The 16,471-nt window shown below is 65.9% G+C and carries 16 protein-coding genes and 2 pseudogenes; 7 read left to right on the top strand and 11 right to left on the bottom strand.

The genetic code is table 11. The features are described from left to right. Positions 1-132: 132 nt before the first annotated feature. The 4 genes and pseudogenes from ABEA06_RS10115 (at position 133) to ABEA06_RS10100 (ending at position 3,911) form a co-directional block, all read left to right on the top strand. The gene (locus ABEA06_RS10115; RefSeq protein WP_040004150.1) at positions 133-1,554 is read left to right on the top strand and encodes a Rep family protein; all 1,422 of its coding nucleotides are present in this window, start codon (positions 133-135) and stop codon (positions 1,552-1,554) included. Positions 1,555-1,733: 179 nt separating this feature from the next. Further along, complete coding sequence (locus ABEA06_RS10110; RefSeq protein ID WP_425559521.1) at positions 1,734-2,141, top strand: hypothetical protein; 408 nt, start codon at positions 1,734-1,736, stop codon at positions 2,139-2,141. Next, a pseudogene (locus ABEA06_RS10105) lies at positions 2,138-2,599 on the top strand (relaxase/mobilization nuclease domain-containing protein); the annotation flags it as partial. The gene ABEA06_RS10110 and the pseudogene ABEA06_RS10105, both read left to right, overlap by 4 nt. Positions 2,600-3,011: 412 nt before the next feature. Then, complete coding sequence (locus ABEA06_RS10100; RefSeq protein WP_040004151.1) at positions 3,012-3,911, top strand: hypothetical protein; 900 nt, start codon at positions 3,012-3,014, stop codon at positions 3,909-3,911. 370 nt (positions 3,912-4,281) lie between these two features. Here ABEA06_RS10100 and merA read toward each other — a convergent pair whose 3' ends face one another. Continuing rightward, positions 4,282-5,703 carry a mercury(II) reductase gene (gene merA, locus ABEA06_RS10095; RefSeq protein WP_006215442.1) on the bottom strand — a complete coding sequence of 474 codons (1,422 nt, stop codon included), beginning with the start codon at positions 5,701-5,703 and terminating at the stop codon, positions 4,282-4,284. Positions 5,704-5,808: 105 nt separating this feature from the next. On the opposite strand from merA, the gene ABEA06_RS10090 reads away from it, so the two are divergent. Then, positions 5,809-6,198 carry a heavy metal-responsive transcriptional regulator gene (locus ABEA06_RS10090; RefSeq protein WP_006215441.1) on the top strand — a complete coding sequence of 130 codons (390 nt, stop codon included), beginning with the start codon at positions 5,809-5,811 and terminating at the stop codon, positions 6,196-6,198. Between the two features lie 46 nt (positions 6,199-6,244). On the opposite strand, the pseudogene ABEA06_RS10085 reads toward ABEA06_RS10090, so the two are convergent. The 3 genes and pseudogenes from ABEA06_RS10085 to ABEA06_RS10075 form a co-directional block, all read right to left on the bottom strand. Next, positions 6,245-6,493, bottom strand: a pseudogene (locus ABEA06_RS10085) (LLM class flavin-dependent oxidoreductase); the annotation flags it as partial. 53 nt (positions 6,494-6,546) lie between these two features. Further along, positions 6,547-7,812, bottom strand: coding sequence for an amidohydrolase (locus ABEA06_RS10080; RefSeq protein WP_345311416.1), 1,266 nt, complete (start codon positions 7,810-7,812; stop codon positions 6,547-6,549). 11 nt (positions 7,813-7,823) lie between these two features. After that, the gene (locus ABEA06_RS10075) at positions 7,824-8,576 is read right to left on the bottom strand and encodes a trimeric intracellular cation channel family protein (protein WP_345311415.1); all 753 of its coding nucleotides are present in this window, start codon (positions 8,574-8,576) and stop codon (positions 7,824-7,826) included. A 137-nt stretch (positions 8,577-8,713) separates the two neighbouring features. On the opposite strand from ABEA06_RS10075, the gene ABEA06_RS10070 reads away from it, so the two are divergent. Both ABEA06_RS10070 and ABEA06_RS10065 read left to right on the top strand, forming a co-directional pair. Further along, a complete protein-coding gene (locus ABEA06_RS10070) occupies positions 8,714-10,339 on the top strand; it encodes an alkaline phosphatase D family protein (protein ID WP_345311414.1) in 1,626 nt (541 codons plus the stop codon). 119 nt (positions 10,340-10,458) lie between these two features. Beyond that, a complete protein-coding gene (locus tag ABEA06_RS10065; protein ID WP_303382045.1) occupies positions 10,459-11,787 on the top strand; it encodes a carboxylesterase family protein in 1,329 nt (442 codons plus the stop codon). A 122-nt stretch (positions 11,788-11,909) separates the two neighbouring features. Here ABEA06_RS10065 and ABEA06_RS10060 read toward each other — a convergent pair whose 3' ends face one another. The 7 genes from ABEA06_RS10060 to ABEA06_RS10030 form a co-directional block, all read right to left on the bottom strand. Beyond that, positions 11,910-12,131 carry a helix-turn-helix transcriptional regulator gene (locus ABEA06_RS10060; RefSeq protein WP_425559520.1) on the bottom strand — a complete coding sequence of 74 codons (222 nt, stop codon included), beginning with the start codon at positions 12,129-12,131 and terminating at the stop codon, positions 11,910-11,912. Further along, the gene (locus ABEA06_RS10055) at positions 12,131-12,571 is read right to left on the bottom strand and encodes a hypothetical protein (protein ID WP_345311412.1); all 441 of its coding nucleotides are present in this window, start codon (positions 12,569-12,571) and stop codon (positions 12,131-12,133) included. The genes ABEA06_RS10060 and ABEA06_RS10055 overlap by 1 nt, the downstream gene beginning before the upstream one ends. A gap of 86 nt (positions 12,572-12,657) precedes the next feature. After that, complete coding sequence (locus ABEA06_RS10050) at positions 12,658-13,233, bottom strand: mismatch-specific DNA-glycosylase (RefSeq protein ID WP_303382048.1); 576 nt, start codon at positions 13,231-13,233, stop codon at positions 12,658-12,660. Between the two features lie 29 nt (positions 13,234-13,262). After that, positions 13,263-14,159, bottom strand: a complete 897-nt coding sequence (locus ABEA06_RS10045; RefSeq protein WP_425559519.1) for an EamA family transporter — start codon at positions 14,157-14,159, stop codon at positions 13,263-13,265. A gap of 65 nt (positions 14,160-14,224) precedes the next feature. After that, positions 14,225-15,040: a TspO/MBR family protein gene (locus tag ABEA06_RS10040; RefSeq protein ID WP_345311411.1), complete on the bottom strand. Its 816-nt coding sequence runs from the start codon at positions 15,038-15,040 to the stop codon at positions 14,225-14,227. 140 nt (positions 15,041-15,180) lie between these two features. Further along, positions 15,181-15,939 carry an alpha/beta fold hydrolase gene (locus ABEA06_RS10035; RefSeq protein ID WP_345311422.1) on the bottom strand — a complete coding sequence of 253 codons (759 nt, stop codon included), beginning with the start codon at positions 15,937-15,939 and terminating at the stop codon, positions 15,181-15,183. Positions 15,940-16,059: 120 nt separating this feature from the next. Beyond that, positions 16,060-16,329 (bottom strand): DUF3072 domain-containing protein, encoded by a 270-nt coding sequence (locus ABEA06_RS10030; protein ID WP_303382051.1) that lies wholly within the window; start codon positions 16,327-16,329, stop codon positions 16,060-16,062. Positions 16,330-16,471 lie beyond the last annotated feature (142 nt).

Below are 16,471 nucleotides of genomic sequence, written 5' to 3'. Positions count from 1 at the left end.
AACAAGTCCCATTCTTCCCGGTCAGACGGGCATCTCGTCTTTAATTACGGCCCAGCACCGACGCCCTCATCGGTGGATCAAGGTTTAGGCGCCGCACCCCCTCTGCGGCCCTCCACGCCGCCTGCGACGGGGGTGGTCGCCGTGGCTAAGCAGGAGAACAACCCGACGAGCATCGGGCTCACGCAGTACCTCGATCCGTCGTACTGGACCTGGGCTGCCGAGGACCCGAACGGGGCCGCGCTGCTCGAGCAGGGAGCCGGGGCGATCCTCGCCTACGTCGCGCAGCGGCTCGAGGCCATCGGCTGCGAGGTCATCGAGGCCTACGGAATCGTGCACGACAAGGATGAGCGCGAGGTCTGGAGCGACACGGAGAAGGCTCTGGTGGTCGAGCCGAAGCCCGATCACCTGCACGCGGTCATCAAGTTCGCCAGCCGTGCGAAGAGCGCGCCGCTGGATCGGCTCGCGTTCGGCATCGGCGTCGAGCCCCAGTACGTCGAGAAGCCGGGCCGCGGTCGGTACGCCTTCGACAACATGCTGTCGTACCTGACTCACGTGAAGTATGCGGACAAGCATCAGTACGCGCCGTCGGAGGTCGCCACGGTGCGCGGGCCGGACTACCTCGGGATCGACGCCCAGCGCCGGGAGACCTGGCTCAAGGGGCGCGCCCACGTGAAGAAGAAGGTCGTCGCGGAGAACTTCGAGGACATGCGGGAGCGGGTGCTGCAGGGCGAAATCACGCGGGATCAGATCATGCTCACGGACGAACTGTTCGACATCTACTCGCGGCATCAGCGGGAGATCGACGACGCGCTGTCGGCCTACGGCCAGCGCCGCGCGTACCGGGCGGCCGCGAAGCTGCGCGCCGGTGCCTTCTCGACGCACGTGGTGTTCGTCCACGGGGATGCCGGGATCGGCAAGACTCGGTTCGCAACGGATTTCATCACCGAGGCGATTAGCGCGGCCAATGCACATGGCGAGCGGTGGCAGGTCTACCGTGCCGCGACGGGGAACCCATTGGATGACTGGCGGGGCGAGGAGGTGCTGCTGCTGGACGATCTGCGGGCCTCGGCGATGGACGCGAACGATTGGCTGCTGCTGCTCGATCCGTATAACGCCTCGCCTGCGAAGGCTCGGTACAAGAACAAGGGCGAGGTGGCTCCGCGCCTCATCGTGATTACGGCGACGATCGAGCCGGTCGAGTTCTTCTACTACGCCCGCCAGAAGGGCAACGTGGACGAGGCGCTGGACCAGTTCATCCGCCGCCTGGCGTCGGTCGTGAAGGTCTACCGCGCCGACGACATCAACCGCTACCTCGTGCAGCACATCGGGAAGATCGAGCCCTACGAGTGGCACCAGTGCAGCATCCCGACCGCCGCGCACACGCCCGGCATGTACGGCAACGCGTACCACCAGAACGCCGGGTCGCGGGAACTGACGTACGGTCCGGAGACCTCGGCGGAACACGACGCGGACGGTGCGGTCGCGGAGCTGCTCAGCGGGCTCGCGGTGCGAAGTCCGGACGTGCCGCTGGCGCTGATCGAAGGTGCCGCATGAGCACCGATCAGCATTCGCTCTTCCAGGGGGTCGAGGGGGCCGGAGGCCCCTCGCAAGCAGGGCTGGAGGACACGAGCGTCAGCGATGTGTCCGACAGGCCTACTGCTTGCCACTCTGGCGTACAGGTGGAGCAGCAGACCGACTCCCAGGTGAACACCGGTCGGGCTGATGCGGAGGCTGTGCGTCAGAGTCACGGCGGCGCGAAGCGTCGTCGTGGGGGCCGCGCGAAGCTCGATACCGACTTCGGGGAGGAGACGCTCGCGGCGCTTCGCACTCGTGCGAAGCGGCTCGGGCTGGCTCCGAGCACGTGGGTACGGACCGTCGTACGCGATGCCCTCCACGCCTCCCGCTCGGAGGAGTTGGACGCCGCCGTGGCGGCGCACCTGCTCGGGGTCGAGGCGCGTGTGCAGGCGTCGGCGGACGCTCGTGAGCTGGCTGCCCAGGTGCGCCCGCTGGCGATCAACGTCAACGACTTGGATCGCCGCGCGCGCGCCGGTAAGGCGGTGGCGCTGTCGTCGGAGGTGCCCGAGCTGATCGAGCTGCTGCGCGAGGTCCGCGCCTTGCTCGGGGATCGGACGGCCGCATGAGCACCACCCACTACAGCCCGAGCACCAGCGCCGCCGACACCGAGCGCTATATCCGCGGGAAGGAGGACGAGCGGGGCGTCGCGATCACGTGCGAAGTGCCGGGAGGCCCTGGCGCATTCTCGGCGCGCGCACGGGCGCTCACGCAGAACACCACGCGCGAGGTCGAGGCGCTGCATTACCGGCAGTCTTTCAGCGACGAGGAGTTCGACCCGAAGAACCCGGAGCACGTGCAGCGGGTGAACGATCTCGGCTATCAGCTCGCGAAGAGGATGCACCCCGACTCGGACTGCCTCGTGGTCAGTCACGTGGATGGCCGGGGCAGAAAGCCGCATAACCACATCTTGGTCATCAATCACAGCAACCGGACCGGAAAGGCGCTCTCGGACTACCGGACGTTCCACGATCGCAAGGCCGGGAACCAGCGGGGCGTGCAGTCGGCGAACGACGAGCTGATGCGAGAGCACGGGCTCTCGGTCGTGAAGCGGCTGGAGCACGCGCCGAAGGACTGGGAGCTGCGCCGCGAGGACTTCGCGGAGGGCGGGCTCGACCGCGAGATGGGTGACCGGATGAGCGCCGCACTGGCCGACCCCCGCGTGGTGGACAAGGCCGGTCTCGAAGCGGTGATCGAGGAGCAGAACCAGCAGCTCGACGACGCCGGGGAACGTGTGCCGAGGATGCGGCTGCACAGCCCCGTCAGCAAGAAGGGCAAGCGCGCCGGGCAGGAGACCTGGACGCTCTACATCGAGGACCGCCGCGGCGAGTCCGGCCGCGCCGATCGCCGCAAACGCGCGAGCGCGCTCTCGGCGGACTTCACCACGGAGGGCGCGCAGGCGTTCTTCGACTACCACCAGCAGCAGAAGGAGCAGGAACATGAGCGCAGCGCTCGACAGGCTGAAGCAGCAGAACGGGCCCGTGCAGTCGCCGCAGCCGCTCGGCAGTCCGGAGACGATGGAGCTGTTGACCTCGATCCTCGCCGCCGTCGAGGCGCAGAATACGAGGATTGCCACGCTGACCGAGCAGCAGAAGAAGCTCGCGGGGTTCGTGAAGGTCATGGACGAGGAGACGACGAGGCGGCTGGAGCGGATCACGACCCCGGCGTCGACCTCCTCGCCCTCCAGCGACGTGTCCGCGAGGATCGCGAGTATCGAGAGCAGGCAGAACGAGATCGCGAGCACGCTCGGCGAGTTCGCGCAGAGTCTCAACGGCGAGAGCTTGAACGCCGCGTCGCGAACCTTGGTCGCGGAGGCGCAGAAGAATCGCGCGGCTACGGCCTCGGCGATTGAGGGTCTGAAGGTGCAGGCCACAACGAACCAGAAGCTTGTGAGCCAGGTCGGCGGCGCGGTGCAGCGGATCGAGAAGCGTACTGAGGAGCGGGTCGAGAAGGCCGTCGAGCAGGTCGCCGGGGAGGCCTCGGCCACGATGACCGCGAACCTCGACGCCTCGAACGAGCGCGCCGAGCGGATGATGGCGGCGACGGCGAAGCTCGAAGCGCGTCAGCTCTGGTCGGCCGCCGCTGCGATGTGCCTCGCCCTGCTGCCGGTGGTCGTGGTCGTCGCCGGGCTCTGGATGGGCATCGCCGGTCTCATCACGGGCGCTCAGTGGGCGCTCGACGTGGACGGGCGCATCTGGCTCGGCATCGGGCGCTGGCTCGTGGTCTCCGTGGGTCTCGCCGGGGCCGGCTACGGGCTCTTCGCGTCCGTCCGCTCGGCCGCCGGTCTCGTGGAGACGTGGAAGGGTCGCGGGGTGCCGAAGTGGCCGAGGTGGCGATGATGGCTGGATCCGCTCGAGCTACCGGTTCCGATCAGCGGTCGAAGGATTTTCGCAGCAGCCGGTCCTGCGGCCTCGGTGCCGCCGCCCTAACCTGACGAGCATCCCCGCCGTGACGGCCATCACGACGGCGATCCCGGCACCGATGATCCAGGGGTTACCGAGGAGCCCACCGACGCCCGCGAGTGCTCCGCCCGCCGCGATGAGCGGCAGGCCGCAACAGAGCAGCAACGGAAGCGCGCAGCATGCCAGCAAGAGCAGTCCGGTCCCTGCAGCGACGACGGGACCGGCGCGCCGTTCGTCGCGGTCCTGATCGGCGCTCGTCGTCTGCACCTCTTCAGGATGAGATCTCCCCGATTGCCTGCGCTGCCGGTCATGCGCAGCACGACAGCAGCGACGGGTCGGTGGTGAAGGCCTTCGCGGCGATCCGGATGCCCTCGGCCATCGTCAGGTAGGGAGCCCAGGCGTCGGCGATCTCGGCGACGGTCTTGCCGAGCACGTGGACACCGGCGGCGGCGAGCTCTCCGGCGTCCTTGGCGACGGCGGTCAGGCCGAGGATCTCGTTCGTGTCGGCGTTCACGACGATCTTGATGAACCCGCGGGTGTCGCGGTTGACCAGCGCGCGGGGCACGTGGTGCAGCGGCAGGACGCGGCAATCGCAGCGGATCCCCGCAGCAAGCACTTCCTTCTCGGTCATCCCGACCGCTCCGATCGCGGGCCCGGTGAACGTCACCCGCGGCAGGCGGGAATAGTCGACGGCACGATCGGCGTCGGCGAACGCGTTCTCGGCGACGAGGGTGCCGTGGTGGGCGGCGACGTAGACGAACTCGGGGTGCCCGGTCACGTCGCCCGCGGCCCAGATCCGCGGGTTCGAGGACCGCAGCCGGTCGGAGACGACCACCTCGCCGGAGTCCCCGGTCTTCACCCCGACCGCATCGAGGTTCAGGCCATCGGTGACGGGACGGCGTCCGAGGGCGACGAGCACCTGCTCGGCGCGGAACTCCTGCGAGTCGCCGGACACGTCGGCGGTCACGACGGCCTCGCCTCCCGTGCCGCGGGAGACCCGGGTGGGCACCACGCGGCGGACGACGCGGATGCCTTCGTCGGCGAACGCCTCCTGAAGCGCCTTGGACACCTCCGGCTCCTCCTTCGAGGCGAGCCGGGACCGCACCAGCAGCGTGACCTGCGAGCCGAGGCGAGCGAACAGCTGCGCCTGCTCCAGGGCGACGTAGCCGCCGCCGAGCACCAGCAACGACTCAGGAACCTCAGCGAGTTCCATTGCCGTGGTCGAGGTCAGGTACCCGGTCTCCTCCAGGCCGTCGATCGGCGGAGCCCACGGGCGAGAACCAGTCGCGACCAGGAAGTGGTCGGCCTCGATGGTCTCGACCGTCCCGTCGCCGGCGATGATCTCCAGTACCGGGGCGTCTGGGCCGCCGGCGAACGATGCATCGCCGCGGCGGACCTGCCAGCCGTAGGAGTCGGCGACGTCGGCGTACTTCTCGCCGCGCAGCGACTCGACCAGCGCCTGCTTCCCGGCGATCAGCGCAGGCATGTCCACTGTCTCAGCCGTCGCCGCGATCCCCGGGAACCGGCCTGAAGCGTCGGCGGCGACGTGACGGGTGTCGGCAGCGGCGATGAGGGCCTTCGACGGCACGCAGCCGGTGTTCACGCAGGTGCCGCCGAGCGTCCCGCGCTCGATCATCACCACCGACTTGCCGAGCGTGGTCGCACGGATGGCGGCGGCGAATGCTCCGCCTCCGGATCCGATGATGGCGAGGTCGTACTTGGTAGGCATCGCTGCTCCTGTCAGTCCTTGGCTTTCTGCTCTGTCTCAGCCATACTGGACCTTCCAGTGCAGGGGAAGGTCAAGCCTGCTCCTGCCGAACGATCGGAGGCCGCGATGCGCATCGGAGAACTCGCCGAACGCGCGGGCACCACGGCGAAGACGCTCCGCTTCTACGAGGGGCAGGGGCTGCTTCCGCCGGCCGAGCGCACGCAGTCCGGCTATCGCGACTACGCACCCGAGACGGTCGCCCGGATCGACTTCGTCCACCGCGGCCAGGCCGCGGGCCTCACCCTCGCCCAGATCCGCCAGATCCTCGACATCCGCGACGGCGGCCATGCGCCCTGCGAGCACGTGCGCGACCTGCTTGACGTGCGCCTCGCTGAGATCGAGCAGCAGATCGCGCAGCTCTCCGTGCTGCGCGACACTATCGCGGACCTCAGACAGGACGCCGCGCACCCGGACCCTGAAACGTGCAGCACCGATCAAGTGTGTAGGTACTTGTAGACGACGGTAGCCAATGACTCCAACGCTACAACCCCGATATGCGCTAACGCATGTCGATCACGCCGGTGCCCACTTCGATATTGCGGGTGCGCGCGGCAATGGCGCTCAACAGCGGCATGGGGGACGCCGACTGACGCGCGTAGTGGTGCACTCGGAAGTACGCGCCGTTGACGCCCAGCTCGTCGGCACCCTCCGCGATCTCGACGGCATCCCGCAACGACTGGCGCGCATTGGGATCGCCGGGTCCCCGCCCGGAGCCGTAGTGACCGAAACTGAGAAAACCAAAACCCTTCATAACCATCGCAACATACTTGATCCGAATAATATTTCCGAATCAAGGATCAACGGCTATTTGCCCAGCCACGCGGATGCGGCCACCACGATCGCCGCCGTGGCGTTCGTCAGGGTGGGCTGAATAACGGGGGCGAACATGGGCGAGTGGTTGCCCGGAATGTCCTGCGTTACGGTTCCGTTGGCCTTCGCGCGCGCATAGACGTCGGGATCGGCGCCTCCCACGGCCCAGTAGGTGTACGGCACGCCCAGCGCGTTGGGGATGTCACTGAAGTCCTCGCTGGCGGTTTGTCGGCCGTAGCGCGCAATGGCTTCTGCCGGGAAGTGTCCCTTGAAAGCCTCGGCAACCATGGCGGTGGTCTCAGCCTGGTTGTCGGTGAGTGGGTAGCTGTTGATCATTTCGATTTCGGGCTCCTTGGCCGAGCCGGAGGCCTGTGATTCCGCGAGGGAAATCCGTTTAATGGCCTCGACCAGCTGATCCTTCACCGCGGGGTCGTACGCGCGGATGTTCAATTCGAGCACGGCGTGGTCGTCAATAATGTTGCTCTTGGTTCCGGCCGTGATCTTACCCACGGTCAACACGGCGAATTCACCCGGTTCGACCTCCCGCGCCACCACCGTCTGCAGCCGCACGACCACCATGGAGGCCAAAACCACGGGATCAATGGACAGGTGCGGCATGGAGCCGTGACTCCCGCGCCCGAACAGGGTTACGCGGATGCTCGCGGCCATCGACAGGAACGGGCCCTCGTGCGTGCTGATGGTTCCCGCGGGCTGGGCCATCACGTGCTGACCCAACGCCACAGTCGGCTGCGGGATCACATCGGCCAAGCCGCCGTCCACCATGGACTGGGCTCCCGTGCCGAGTTCTTCGGCGGGTTGGAACAAGGCGATGAAGGTGCCCTGCCATGCGTCCTTGGATTCGGCCATGAGGCGGGCGGCGCCCAGCAATGAGGACACGTGCACGTCGTGCCCGCACGCGTGCATCACGGGTGTGGTGCTTCCGGTGTCGTCGGTGAACGTCTCGCTACTCGCGTAGTCCAGGCCGGTGGCCTCCTTCACGGGCAACGCATCCATGTCAGCGCGCATCAACACCACGGGTCCGTCGCCGTTGCGCAACACGCCCACGACGCCGGTGGGGCCCACCTTGTCATGGACCTCGAACCCGAATTCGTTGAGTTTCTCGGCCACGACGGCGGACGTGCGTTCCTCATGAAAACCCAGCTCCGGATGGGCGTGGAAGTCCTTGTACAACTCCTCCTGCCAGTCCTTGATGTTCGACTGACCCTGCAAAATCTGCTCTGTCACGTGGGTGGATGCCATGCTGTGTCCTCCTAGTTGCTGCCTTCCTGGGCGATGCTACTCCCGCCCTCCAAGTCCGCGCTCCCGGAGGTGGGTTCGTGTTTCTTGCGGGAATGCTTTCTGGAGCGAGGCAGTCGGGCCAGTCGTTTGAAGGCCTTAGGGTTGAGGTTCGCTGGGCCTGGCAACCGCCAGCCGAATCGACGAGCGGCCAGGCTGATGATGGCGCTGAGTGCAATAGCACCACCCATGCCAATGTTGGGCTGTCCCAGTTCGGCCAGAACCAGCATTTCCGCACTGGCGATCAAGGCGCTGGTCGCGTACAGCGTGTTGCCGCCAAAGATTGCGGGCACTCGCCCCACGGCAATGTCACGAATCATGCCACCGCCCACGGCGGTCACCACGCCCAGCAAAATGGACGGCATCCAGCCCAGGCCCGCAGCCATACCCTTGATGGTTCCGGTGGCCGCCCAACAACCGACCGAGAGCGTGTCGGCGAAGAACAACCCGCGCTGCGTCCACCGCTGCTCCAACGGCAGCAGGTAGGCAATCACCGCGCCGGCCAGTGCGGTGGTCAGGTAGGCGGGGTTGGTCAGGGCCACCGGGAACCCCTGCTGCAGCAAGGTGTCACGCAGCATGCCGCCGCCAAGCCCGGACACAATGGCCAGGATGACGAACCCCACCAGGTCCATTTTCAGGTGCCGGGCCACCACCCCGCCCAGAATTCCGTTGGTGATCACGCCCAGCAAATCCACCACGTCGAATACTGCTCTGGGGTCGATCTCCACCGGCTGCACCCTACTTTCCACGTTGAGCTTTTACCCGGTACAGCCTAGAACCACTAGCGCGACGAGTTCGAAGCCAGCGCGCTTGCTGTTCAGATACCCGCAAGTTCGATGTCATGCGGGGCCGACACCATGGGCCCATGACTACCAACAATGCGCCCGTCAACCGTCGCCAACTCGTCTCCGGCGGCCTGGCCGGCGCGGCACTCCTGGCCATCCCCGGCACCGCGGTCGCACACCGCGGTGACCGCCACGCACCGGGGCTGGTGAGCAAGCGCCTGACTCTGCCCAGCGGCGTCGCCTCCGGTGATGTCTCCGTCAACTCGGCGGTGCTGTGGGCCCGTTCCTCCGGTCCGGGTCGCCTGCATGCCACGCTTCAGGCGGTCTCCGCCGACGGCGCACCGTTGCGCGGGCGGTTCGCCCGCGGCCTTCGTCTCACCTCGGGGTGGGCCACCCCCGAGTCCGATCACACGGCCAAGATCTTTGCGGGCAAGCTACCCTCCGGAACCCGGTTCAAGGTCAGCTACGCGTTCGAGGACGAACGTGGTCGGATGGGTGAGCGCGCCGTGGGCGGTTTCACCACGGCTCCGGGCCGGCGTTTCGGACAGAAGACCTCCGTGCCACAGTCCTTCGTGTGGACCGCGGACACCGCGGGCCAGGGCTACGGAATCAACGAGGACATCGGCGGGATGCGTGGCTACGCCGCCATGCACGCGACCGAACCGGACTTTTTCCTGCACTCCGGCGACACCATTTACGCGGACAATCCCATTGAGAAGACCCTGGAGGTTGCGAACGAACCGCTGTGGCGCAACCTGGTCACCGAAGAGGTCTCCAAGGTCGCCGAGACACTCAATGAGTTCCGCGGCAGGCACCGCTACAACATGTTGGACAAGAATCTGCGCGCCATGTACGCGGAGGTTCCCGTGATTGCTCAGTGGGACGATCACGAGACCACGAACAACTGGTGGCCCGGTGAGATCCTCGAGGACGAGCGCTACACGCAGGTGCGCGACGTCGACACCCTGGCCGCTCGTGGCCGCCAGGCGTGGCAGGAGTACATGCCCATCGCCGATTCCCGTGCGCTGTCCCACGGCACGGGATTCGAACCGGCCCGCATTTACCGCAAGGTCGAACGCGGCGACCACCTCGATGTGTTTGCCCTGGACATGCGCACGTTCAAGGGCGAGAACACCCCGGGTCAGGAGACGCACGAGACCGACATCCTGGGTGAGGAGCAGACCCGCTGGCTGATCCGCGAGCTGCGCCGTTCGCGCGCCACGTGGAAGGTCATCGGCAATGATCTGCCGCTGGGCCTGATCGTCCCGGACGGTAAGGACCAGGAGTCCATCTCCAACGCCGATCACGGGGCACCGCTCGGTCGCGAACTGCAGCTGGCACGGATCTTGAAGGCCATCAAGGATTTCGACATCAAGAACGTGGTCTTCCTGACCGGCGACGTCCGCTACTGCGCCGCCCACCACTACTCCCCCGAGCGTGCGGCGTTCAAGGACTTCAAACCGTTCTGGGAATTCGTGGCCGGTCCTATCAACGCGGGTGCCTTCGGCCCCAACACCCTGGACGGCACGTTCGGACCTCGCGTGGACTTCAAACAGGCCGGTCCCGCCCTGGCCTCGCCCCGCAACGGTGACCACCAGTACTTCGGGCACGTGTCCGTCGCGGAGGACGGCGGGGAGTTCACCGTGCAGCTCATCAATGCCAATGGGCGCGCGGTCTACAAGCGGACCCTCACGCCGGAGCGCTGAACCCGCGAGGTACCCCACCGCTGCGTGACATGATCCTCACCCGTTTGCTGGATAGGATTCGGCAGGACGCTCCGCCCGCACCGTGGGCATGAGTTGATGGCTCGAACGAGAGGTGGATGATGACTGAGGCCGCAATGCACGGACAGCCGATCTGGCACGCCCCGGCGGGTACGGTGCTCGGTTGGCACGACGGCCCCGTGGATCGCGCCACCGGCATCCGCTATGCCCGTGCCGCCCGGCTGGCCACACCAAGGCCTGTGGGCGATGCAAACGAGCCGCTCCAGGCGACGTCGTGGTCCCCGGCCTGCCCCCAGGCACCCGTGCCCCTGCTCGACGAGGCGGTGGGCAGCAGCATCGGCAAGCTTCCCGTGGACGAGGACTGCATGCGCGTGTCGGTCACCGTGCCCGCGGGCACCGAACCGGATGCCGGATTGCCCGTGATGGTGTGGCTCCACGGTGGTTCGTACGTGTCCGGCGCCGGTGACGCGCCGTTCTACGACCCGAGCACACTGGTCGCCGAGCAGAACGTGGTGGTGGTCAATGTGACCTACCGCCTGGGTTTGTTCGGCTACCTGGGCGACGGCAAGACCAGCCCCGCCAACTTGGGTTTACTCGACCAGATCGAAGCGCTGCGGTGGGTGCACCGCAATATTTCGGCCTTCGGTGGCGACGCCGCCAACGTCACCATTTTCGGTCAGTCCGCCGGTGGCGACGCCGCCGCCCACCTCATGATCGCCGAGGGCACCCGCGGTCTGTTCCGCCGCGCCATCGTGCAAAGCGCACCGTTCGGTCTCATGAAGAGCCGCAGCAAGATGAACGCCGTCATGTCACGCACCGTGAGCGGCTTGGCGCCCGACGCCCATTGGGAAGAAGTGACCTCCGCTCAGTCGACGGTGGAGAAGGCAGCGGCACGCTTTGGGTTGAAGGGCCAAATGCCCTTCGGAGTGCAGTACGGACATCCGCCATTGCCCGCCGAAAAGGATCTGGATGCGGCATGGCGAGAGGTCGCCCCGGAGGTCGAGGTGCTGGTGGGGTACACGACCCGCGAGGTCGCGCTGTTCGCCGCCGCCGTCCCGGTGCTTCTGAAGCGACTTGAAAAACCCAAGCGGGACCCTGCCCTGGAACAATTGGTGGTCAAACCCCTGACCAAGCGGATTTACGGAACCGGCGCCAAAGCGTTCGCCTCTCGGCACGCGGCTGCGGGGGGCAACGTCACGGGTTATGTGCTGTCCTACGGCAACGAGGAGCATCCGCTGAACGCCGCCCACATTGCCGAGTTGCCGCTGCTCTTCCCGTCGAGCGCGTGGGAAGGTGCGCCCAGCGCACTGGGTTTGAGCCTCAACGACATGCAGGAACGGGGCCGGTTGTTGCGAGCTCAGTGGGCGGAATTCGCCCGCGGCGGGACGGTGAGCAGCCTGCCGGAGATCGGATTCAGAGTGCTCTCCTGAAGGGTTCTGTTCTGAAGGGTTCCCTCCCGAAGGGTTCTGTCCTGGCAGGTTCTGCGCGAGTACCTGCGGGCCCAGCAATCAGGAGAGGACCAGTTGCCCGGCCCCGCCGGAGTGGCTCGGGGTCAGTTCTTTTTAGGATCGGTTACGGGTGTTGCCTGCGGTGTGAACAGGTCCTCGATGCGGCACTCGAAGACCTCCGCAATGCGAAACGCCAGGGGCAGGCTGGGATCGAACCGGCCCCGCTCAATGGAGATCACCGTCTGCCGGGATACCCCCAGCAACGCGGCCAGATGAGCCTGTGACCAAGATCGTTCCCCGCGCCGTTCGGCCATGATGTTCTCCACTAGGAGTCCCGTCTCCTGGCCGCCCAGAAGCGTACGGCGACACTGATCATGGCCAGGATCAGGAGCACCAGCAGAACGCTCACCCCACTGATCTCGACCCTGGTGATCGACAGTACGACGAGCGCAATACCCCCCGTTGTGAGTATGTCGTGGAACGCGCCGGACGTGGCTTTGTCGTACCACCGATGCTCAATGTTGTCCTCCGCATGCGGGTCCTCCACCACGGTGTACTGGGAGACGAACAGGACCCACCCCAGGGCAAAGAACGTGCCCACGGTGCAGGCCGCGAAGATCACGAACCCGGGCACTCTGTTCTCGCTGTAAAACACCGAGGCAACGGCCCCCACGATGGACGCAAGCACGAGTGCCATGAGGACGCTCAGCACGTACGCCGACAGTGGGGCCTTCCCCGTGGTTCGGGACCGGGTTGTTGTTGCCATGATGACTCCCTTGATCCGGGCCCGTACGACCCTGGCGGATATGTAAAGCGCGCTTGACTAAGTCAAGCAAGCTTTACCATCGGGTGTCAAGGACGTTTGACAACTATTCCTGCGGCCTCTGCGATCTCCCGATACGCAGCGGCCAGATCGTCGACAGTTGCGTGGGCATTGAGACCGCTGGGATTCGGCGCCACCCAGAGTTGCACCCCGGGCCACGGGGATTCCTGCTGACCGAGCTGGGCTTTCGGAACCGTGAAGGCGGAACGATATGCGGTGATCCCCAGGACGGCCACTACTCTCGGTTGCCGCTCGGTCACCAGCCGATTCAGCCGATCCGCACCGGCCAGCAGTTCCTCGCGGGTCAACTCGTCCGCTCGTGCGGTGGCGCGCGGGCAGATGTTGCTGTTGCCAATACCTTTGCTCGTCAGTTGCGCGAGATCTGATTCCGAGTAACCGTCCCTGGCGTCAATGAGAGTGCTCGTAATGCCCGCCCGATAGAGAGCTGGATAAAACCGATTCCCCGGTCGAGCGAAGTGCGCTCCCGTTGCCGCGGTCCACAAGCTGGGGTTGATTCCCGCGAACAGCAGGTTCAGCGGATCGGGCAGCAGGTCCGGCACCGTGCGGTCACGAAATGCGTCGAGTTCTGCGCGTGAAAATCCCATGGGGCCAGATTATCCCCGGGTCTCATTGATTACCGGCGGCCAGAGTGTCGCTGAGCCGATTGCACCGCGGCAGCACTGGCCAGAATCACGAGTCCCATGCCCAGGATCTCCGGGAGATCGAGGGCCTGCCCCAACATGATCCACCCCACGAGCGCGGCAATGGCCGGCGCGAGACTCACCAGGATGGCAAACGTCTCCGCCGCCAGGCGCCGTAAGGACGCTAGCTCCAGGGCGTACGGAACCGCCGAGGATATCACGGCGATCAGTGCGCCGATCAGCAAGACCCACGGGTCCAGGAGTTCGACGCCGCCGCTGGCCACCCCGAATGGCGCGGCAAGTAGGGCGCCCACCACCATGGCGAGCGCGAGCCCTTGCGTCCCCGGGAACTCCCGCCCCGCTTGTCGGGACATCAAGATGTACAGCGCCCACATGCTCGCGGCAGCCAACGCGAAAGCCACTCCCACGGGGTCCAAGCCGTCAGTGCTGGGTCCGACCCCACTGAGCAGAAGCACTCCTGCGAGGGCGAGACCGGCCCACAGCACACCGCTCAGCTTGCGTGACAACACCACCGACAGCACCAGCGGCCCGAGCAGTTCCATGGTGACCGCAACCCCGAGCGGCAGGCGGGCGATGGCCTGGTAGATGCACATGTTCATGGCACCCAGGCTCACCCCGAAACCGAGGATCACCGGCAGATTCTTGGTCGTGACGGACCGAACGGAGGGCCGGAAGACGATCCACAAAAGCGCCGATGAGATGAGCAGACGCAAAAAGACCGCTCCCTGTGCACCCACTCGATCAAAAATCTGATAGGCAATGGCCGCCCCGGTCTGGGTCACGAGCGCCGCTGCGACGACCAGGGCAACACCGGCCGCGGAGGAACCGGGCGCCGCCGGCGGGCGGGAACGAGTCGAGCGGTTGGTCACCCCACCGAATGTACGCGGTTCCGAGCTCCGGCCGCGCCGGACGGCGCGTCCCCGGTCGCTCATCCTCAAAAGTACGCGGGCCGGCGTTCCACGCCGCGATCCTCACGTGCCGAACGGTTGAGACGAGCACGTCCCACCGCCCAGATGATCAGCACCGCGGCGGACAGGATGGCCGCAGCAATACCGACGAGCTGCGAAGCAGGCTCGTCGGTGAGTCGACCCACGCCGATCCACGCCAGGGCCCAGGCGATACCGGCGGCCACCGCAAATCGGGGTCCCAAGACGGCCACGTAAATGGCGGACAGCACAACCGCCACGGCCATGACGGTGATGGCGATCCACTCATCCGTGGTGCTCTCCGAACCCAAACCGTACGCAGAGCCCGCTGCCGCGATGTTCGTACAGGTGGCTGCGGTGACCCAACCGAGGTACAGACCAAAGGTGCCGTCCACGATGAAGCGGCCGAGCAGCGATGACTCGGGATTCTCCTGAAGCCGCTTGACCAGAAGACCGAGGGAGACCGCGAGCGCCAGAATGACCAGCACGCTGATCCAGATCAGGTCGACCTGGATCACCAGTAACCACGCGGCATTCAGGATCATGGTGATGCCGGCGAGCCACCCGATCCGACGTTCGCGGGCCGTTGTGGCATTCCGGGGAAACCACTGCCACACGGTGTACGCGAAGAGACCAACATAAATGACCGACCAGATCGAAAACGCCGGACCGAGAGGGGCAATCAACGTGGCATTGTCCGAGAGCGACCCGCCGGCAGAATCGGCCACCTCTGTACCGAGCACTCCTGTCCCCACGAGTGTGCCGACCAAACAAAAGATTTGCGCTGCTGTAACGAACAACCGGCGGGCCAGATCGGACCTCATGTGACTCTCCTAGGGGTAGCGTCCGATCACCGTAGCGAAGAAACCGTAAGACAGCTGATTAATAGGCCCCTGTGACGTGCCCTAATATCTTCAGCCGGGAAGGACGCAGCGACCGGAGGCTTTCGCGAGGCGCGCCCGGGTTACTCCCGCTCGGACAGCAAAAACGTCCGCAGCGCGTCAATGACTTCCTGTGGGCGGTCCGAATGCACCCAGTGACTGGCCCCGCGCACCTTCAGCCGAATGGTGCTGGGGAACAGCGAGCGCATCACGGGCTCGTCCTCGTCCTTGACGTAGTTGGAGTTCTCACCGGCGATCCACAACACGCGGCCGGGGAACTGTGCGTTGTCGAGTTCGGTCTCGATGTCGGGGAAACCCATAATGGTTTCCAACTCCGAGCGCAGCAGGCTCAGGTTGGGCTGCCACCGCAGGCCACCGCCGTGGTTCTTCAGATTCTGCAGCAGGAACCCGCGCACAGTGGCCACGGGGATGGGGTCTTTGAGTGCGGCATCCACGTCTGAGCGGCGTTGGGCGGACTCGATATCCACCCCGGCGAGTGCGTCCAGCAGATGGTGGAATTCGCTGCGGCCGGACCCTGACCCCACGGGAGAGATATCGACGACCACAAGCTTACGCACCAGCTCCGGATGGCGCAGGGCGAGCACCATGGCCACCTTGCCGCCCATGGAGTGTCCGACCACGTCCACGGGTCCGTCCGCTGCGAAGCCGCTCCTGAGATGCTCCGCCACGTGATCGGCGAGTTCCAGGTAGTCGAGTTCCTCGGTCCACTCGGACTGCCCGTGATTCGGCAGGTCCACCAGCAGGCTGCGGAATTCCGGCTGCAGCCCCTTGGCGATCATGCTGAAATTCTTGCCCCTGCCGAAGAGGCCATGGAGAAACACGACGCGATGATCGCCGTGTCCGGTTTCGACGGAATGAACGGAGGTTGGGTGCGTGTCAGTCACACGCCCAATCTACTGGTCACGCCGCCTCACCGCCCACGTCCGTCGCAACGCAAGGGGTCAGGACCCGGAACCGCGCAGTCGGTCGATGTGCTCCGAAGCCTCCGCCTTGGTCAGGTTGGCGGGTAGTTCCTCGCCGGCTCGTTTGGCCAGGGTGTCCAGATAGGACTTCTGGGACTCGGTCATGGGGTCGTCCCCGCTCACCCAGTCCTCGGGATCCTTTTCTAGGCTGGGGTTCTGCGCATCGCCTGTCGCGCCGATGGTCTCGCCCGTGTCCTCACGAGAGTCAATGGGCTCGTTACCGAGGTTCTCGTCCGCGTTCTGCGACATGTTCTCTCCTTGTTCGGTGTTTTGCAGTCGACTGGGACTCAAGGGCAAAATGCCATCGAGCACCCAGCTTGCTCCCCAGATTATTCTGGCACTCCGACACGCACTAGGCCCTTTTGCCCAGAGCGTGGTTGTCGCAGGGCAC

Origin of the sequence: Kocuria gwangalliensis, assembly GCF_039544365.1 — a bacterium.
GTDB classification, from domain to species: domain Bacteria; phylum Actinomycetota; class Actinomycetes; order Actinomycetales; family Micrococcaceae; genus Kocuria; species Kocuria gwangalliensis.
The sequence above is the reverse complement of the archived record's forward strand: the minus strand, read 5'-3'. Positions and strand labels throughout refer to the sequence as shown.

Excerpts from the sequence above, each read along its gene's own strand:
- ABEA06_RS10100 (WP_040004151.1), top strand. The coding sequence starts at position 3,012 with ATGAGCGCAGCGCTCGACAGGCTGAAGCAGCAGAACGGGCCCGTGCAG.
- merA (WP_006215442.1), bottom strand. The coding sequence starts at position 5,703 with ATGCCTACCAAGTACGACCTCGCCATCATCGGATCCGGAGGCGGAGCA.
- ABEA06_RS10090 (WP_006215441.1), top strand. The coding sequence starts at position 5,809 with ATGCGCATCGGAGAACTCGCCGAACGCGCGGGCACCACGGCGAAGACG.
- ABEA06_RS10080 (WP_345311416.1), bottom strand. The coding sequence starts at position 7,812 with ATGGCATCCACCCACGTGACAGAGCAGATTTTGCAGGGTCAGTCGAAC.
- ABEA06_RS10070 (WP_345311414.1), top strand. The coding sequence starts at position 8,714 with ATGACTACCAACAATGCGCCCGTCAACCGTCGCCAACTCGTCTCCGGC.
- ABEA06_RS10065 (WP_303382045.1), top strand. The coding sequence starts at position 10,459 with ATGACTGAGGCCGCAATGCACGGACAGCCGATCTGGCACGCCCCGGCG.
- ABEA06_RS10055 (WP_345311412.1), bottom strand. The coding sequence starts at position 12,571 with ATGGCAACAACAACCCGGTCCCGAACCACGGGGAAGGCCCCACTGTCG.
- ABEA06_RS10050 (WP_303382048.1), bottom strand. The coding sequence starts at position 13,233 with ATGGGATTTTCACGCGCAGAACTCGACGCATTTCGTGACCGCACGGTG.
- ABEA06_RS10040 (WP_345311411.1), bottom strand. The coding sequence starts at position 15,040 with ATGAGGTCCGATCTGGCCCGCCGGTTGTTCGTTACAGCAGCGCAAATC.
- ABEA06_RS10030 (WP_303382051.1), bottom strand. The coding sequence starts at position 16,329 with ATGTCGCAGAACGCGGACGAGAACCTCGGTAACGAGCCCATTGACTCT.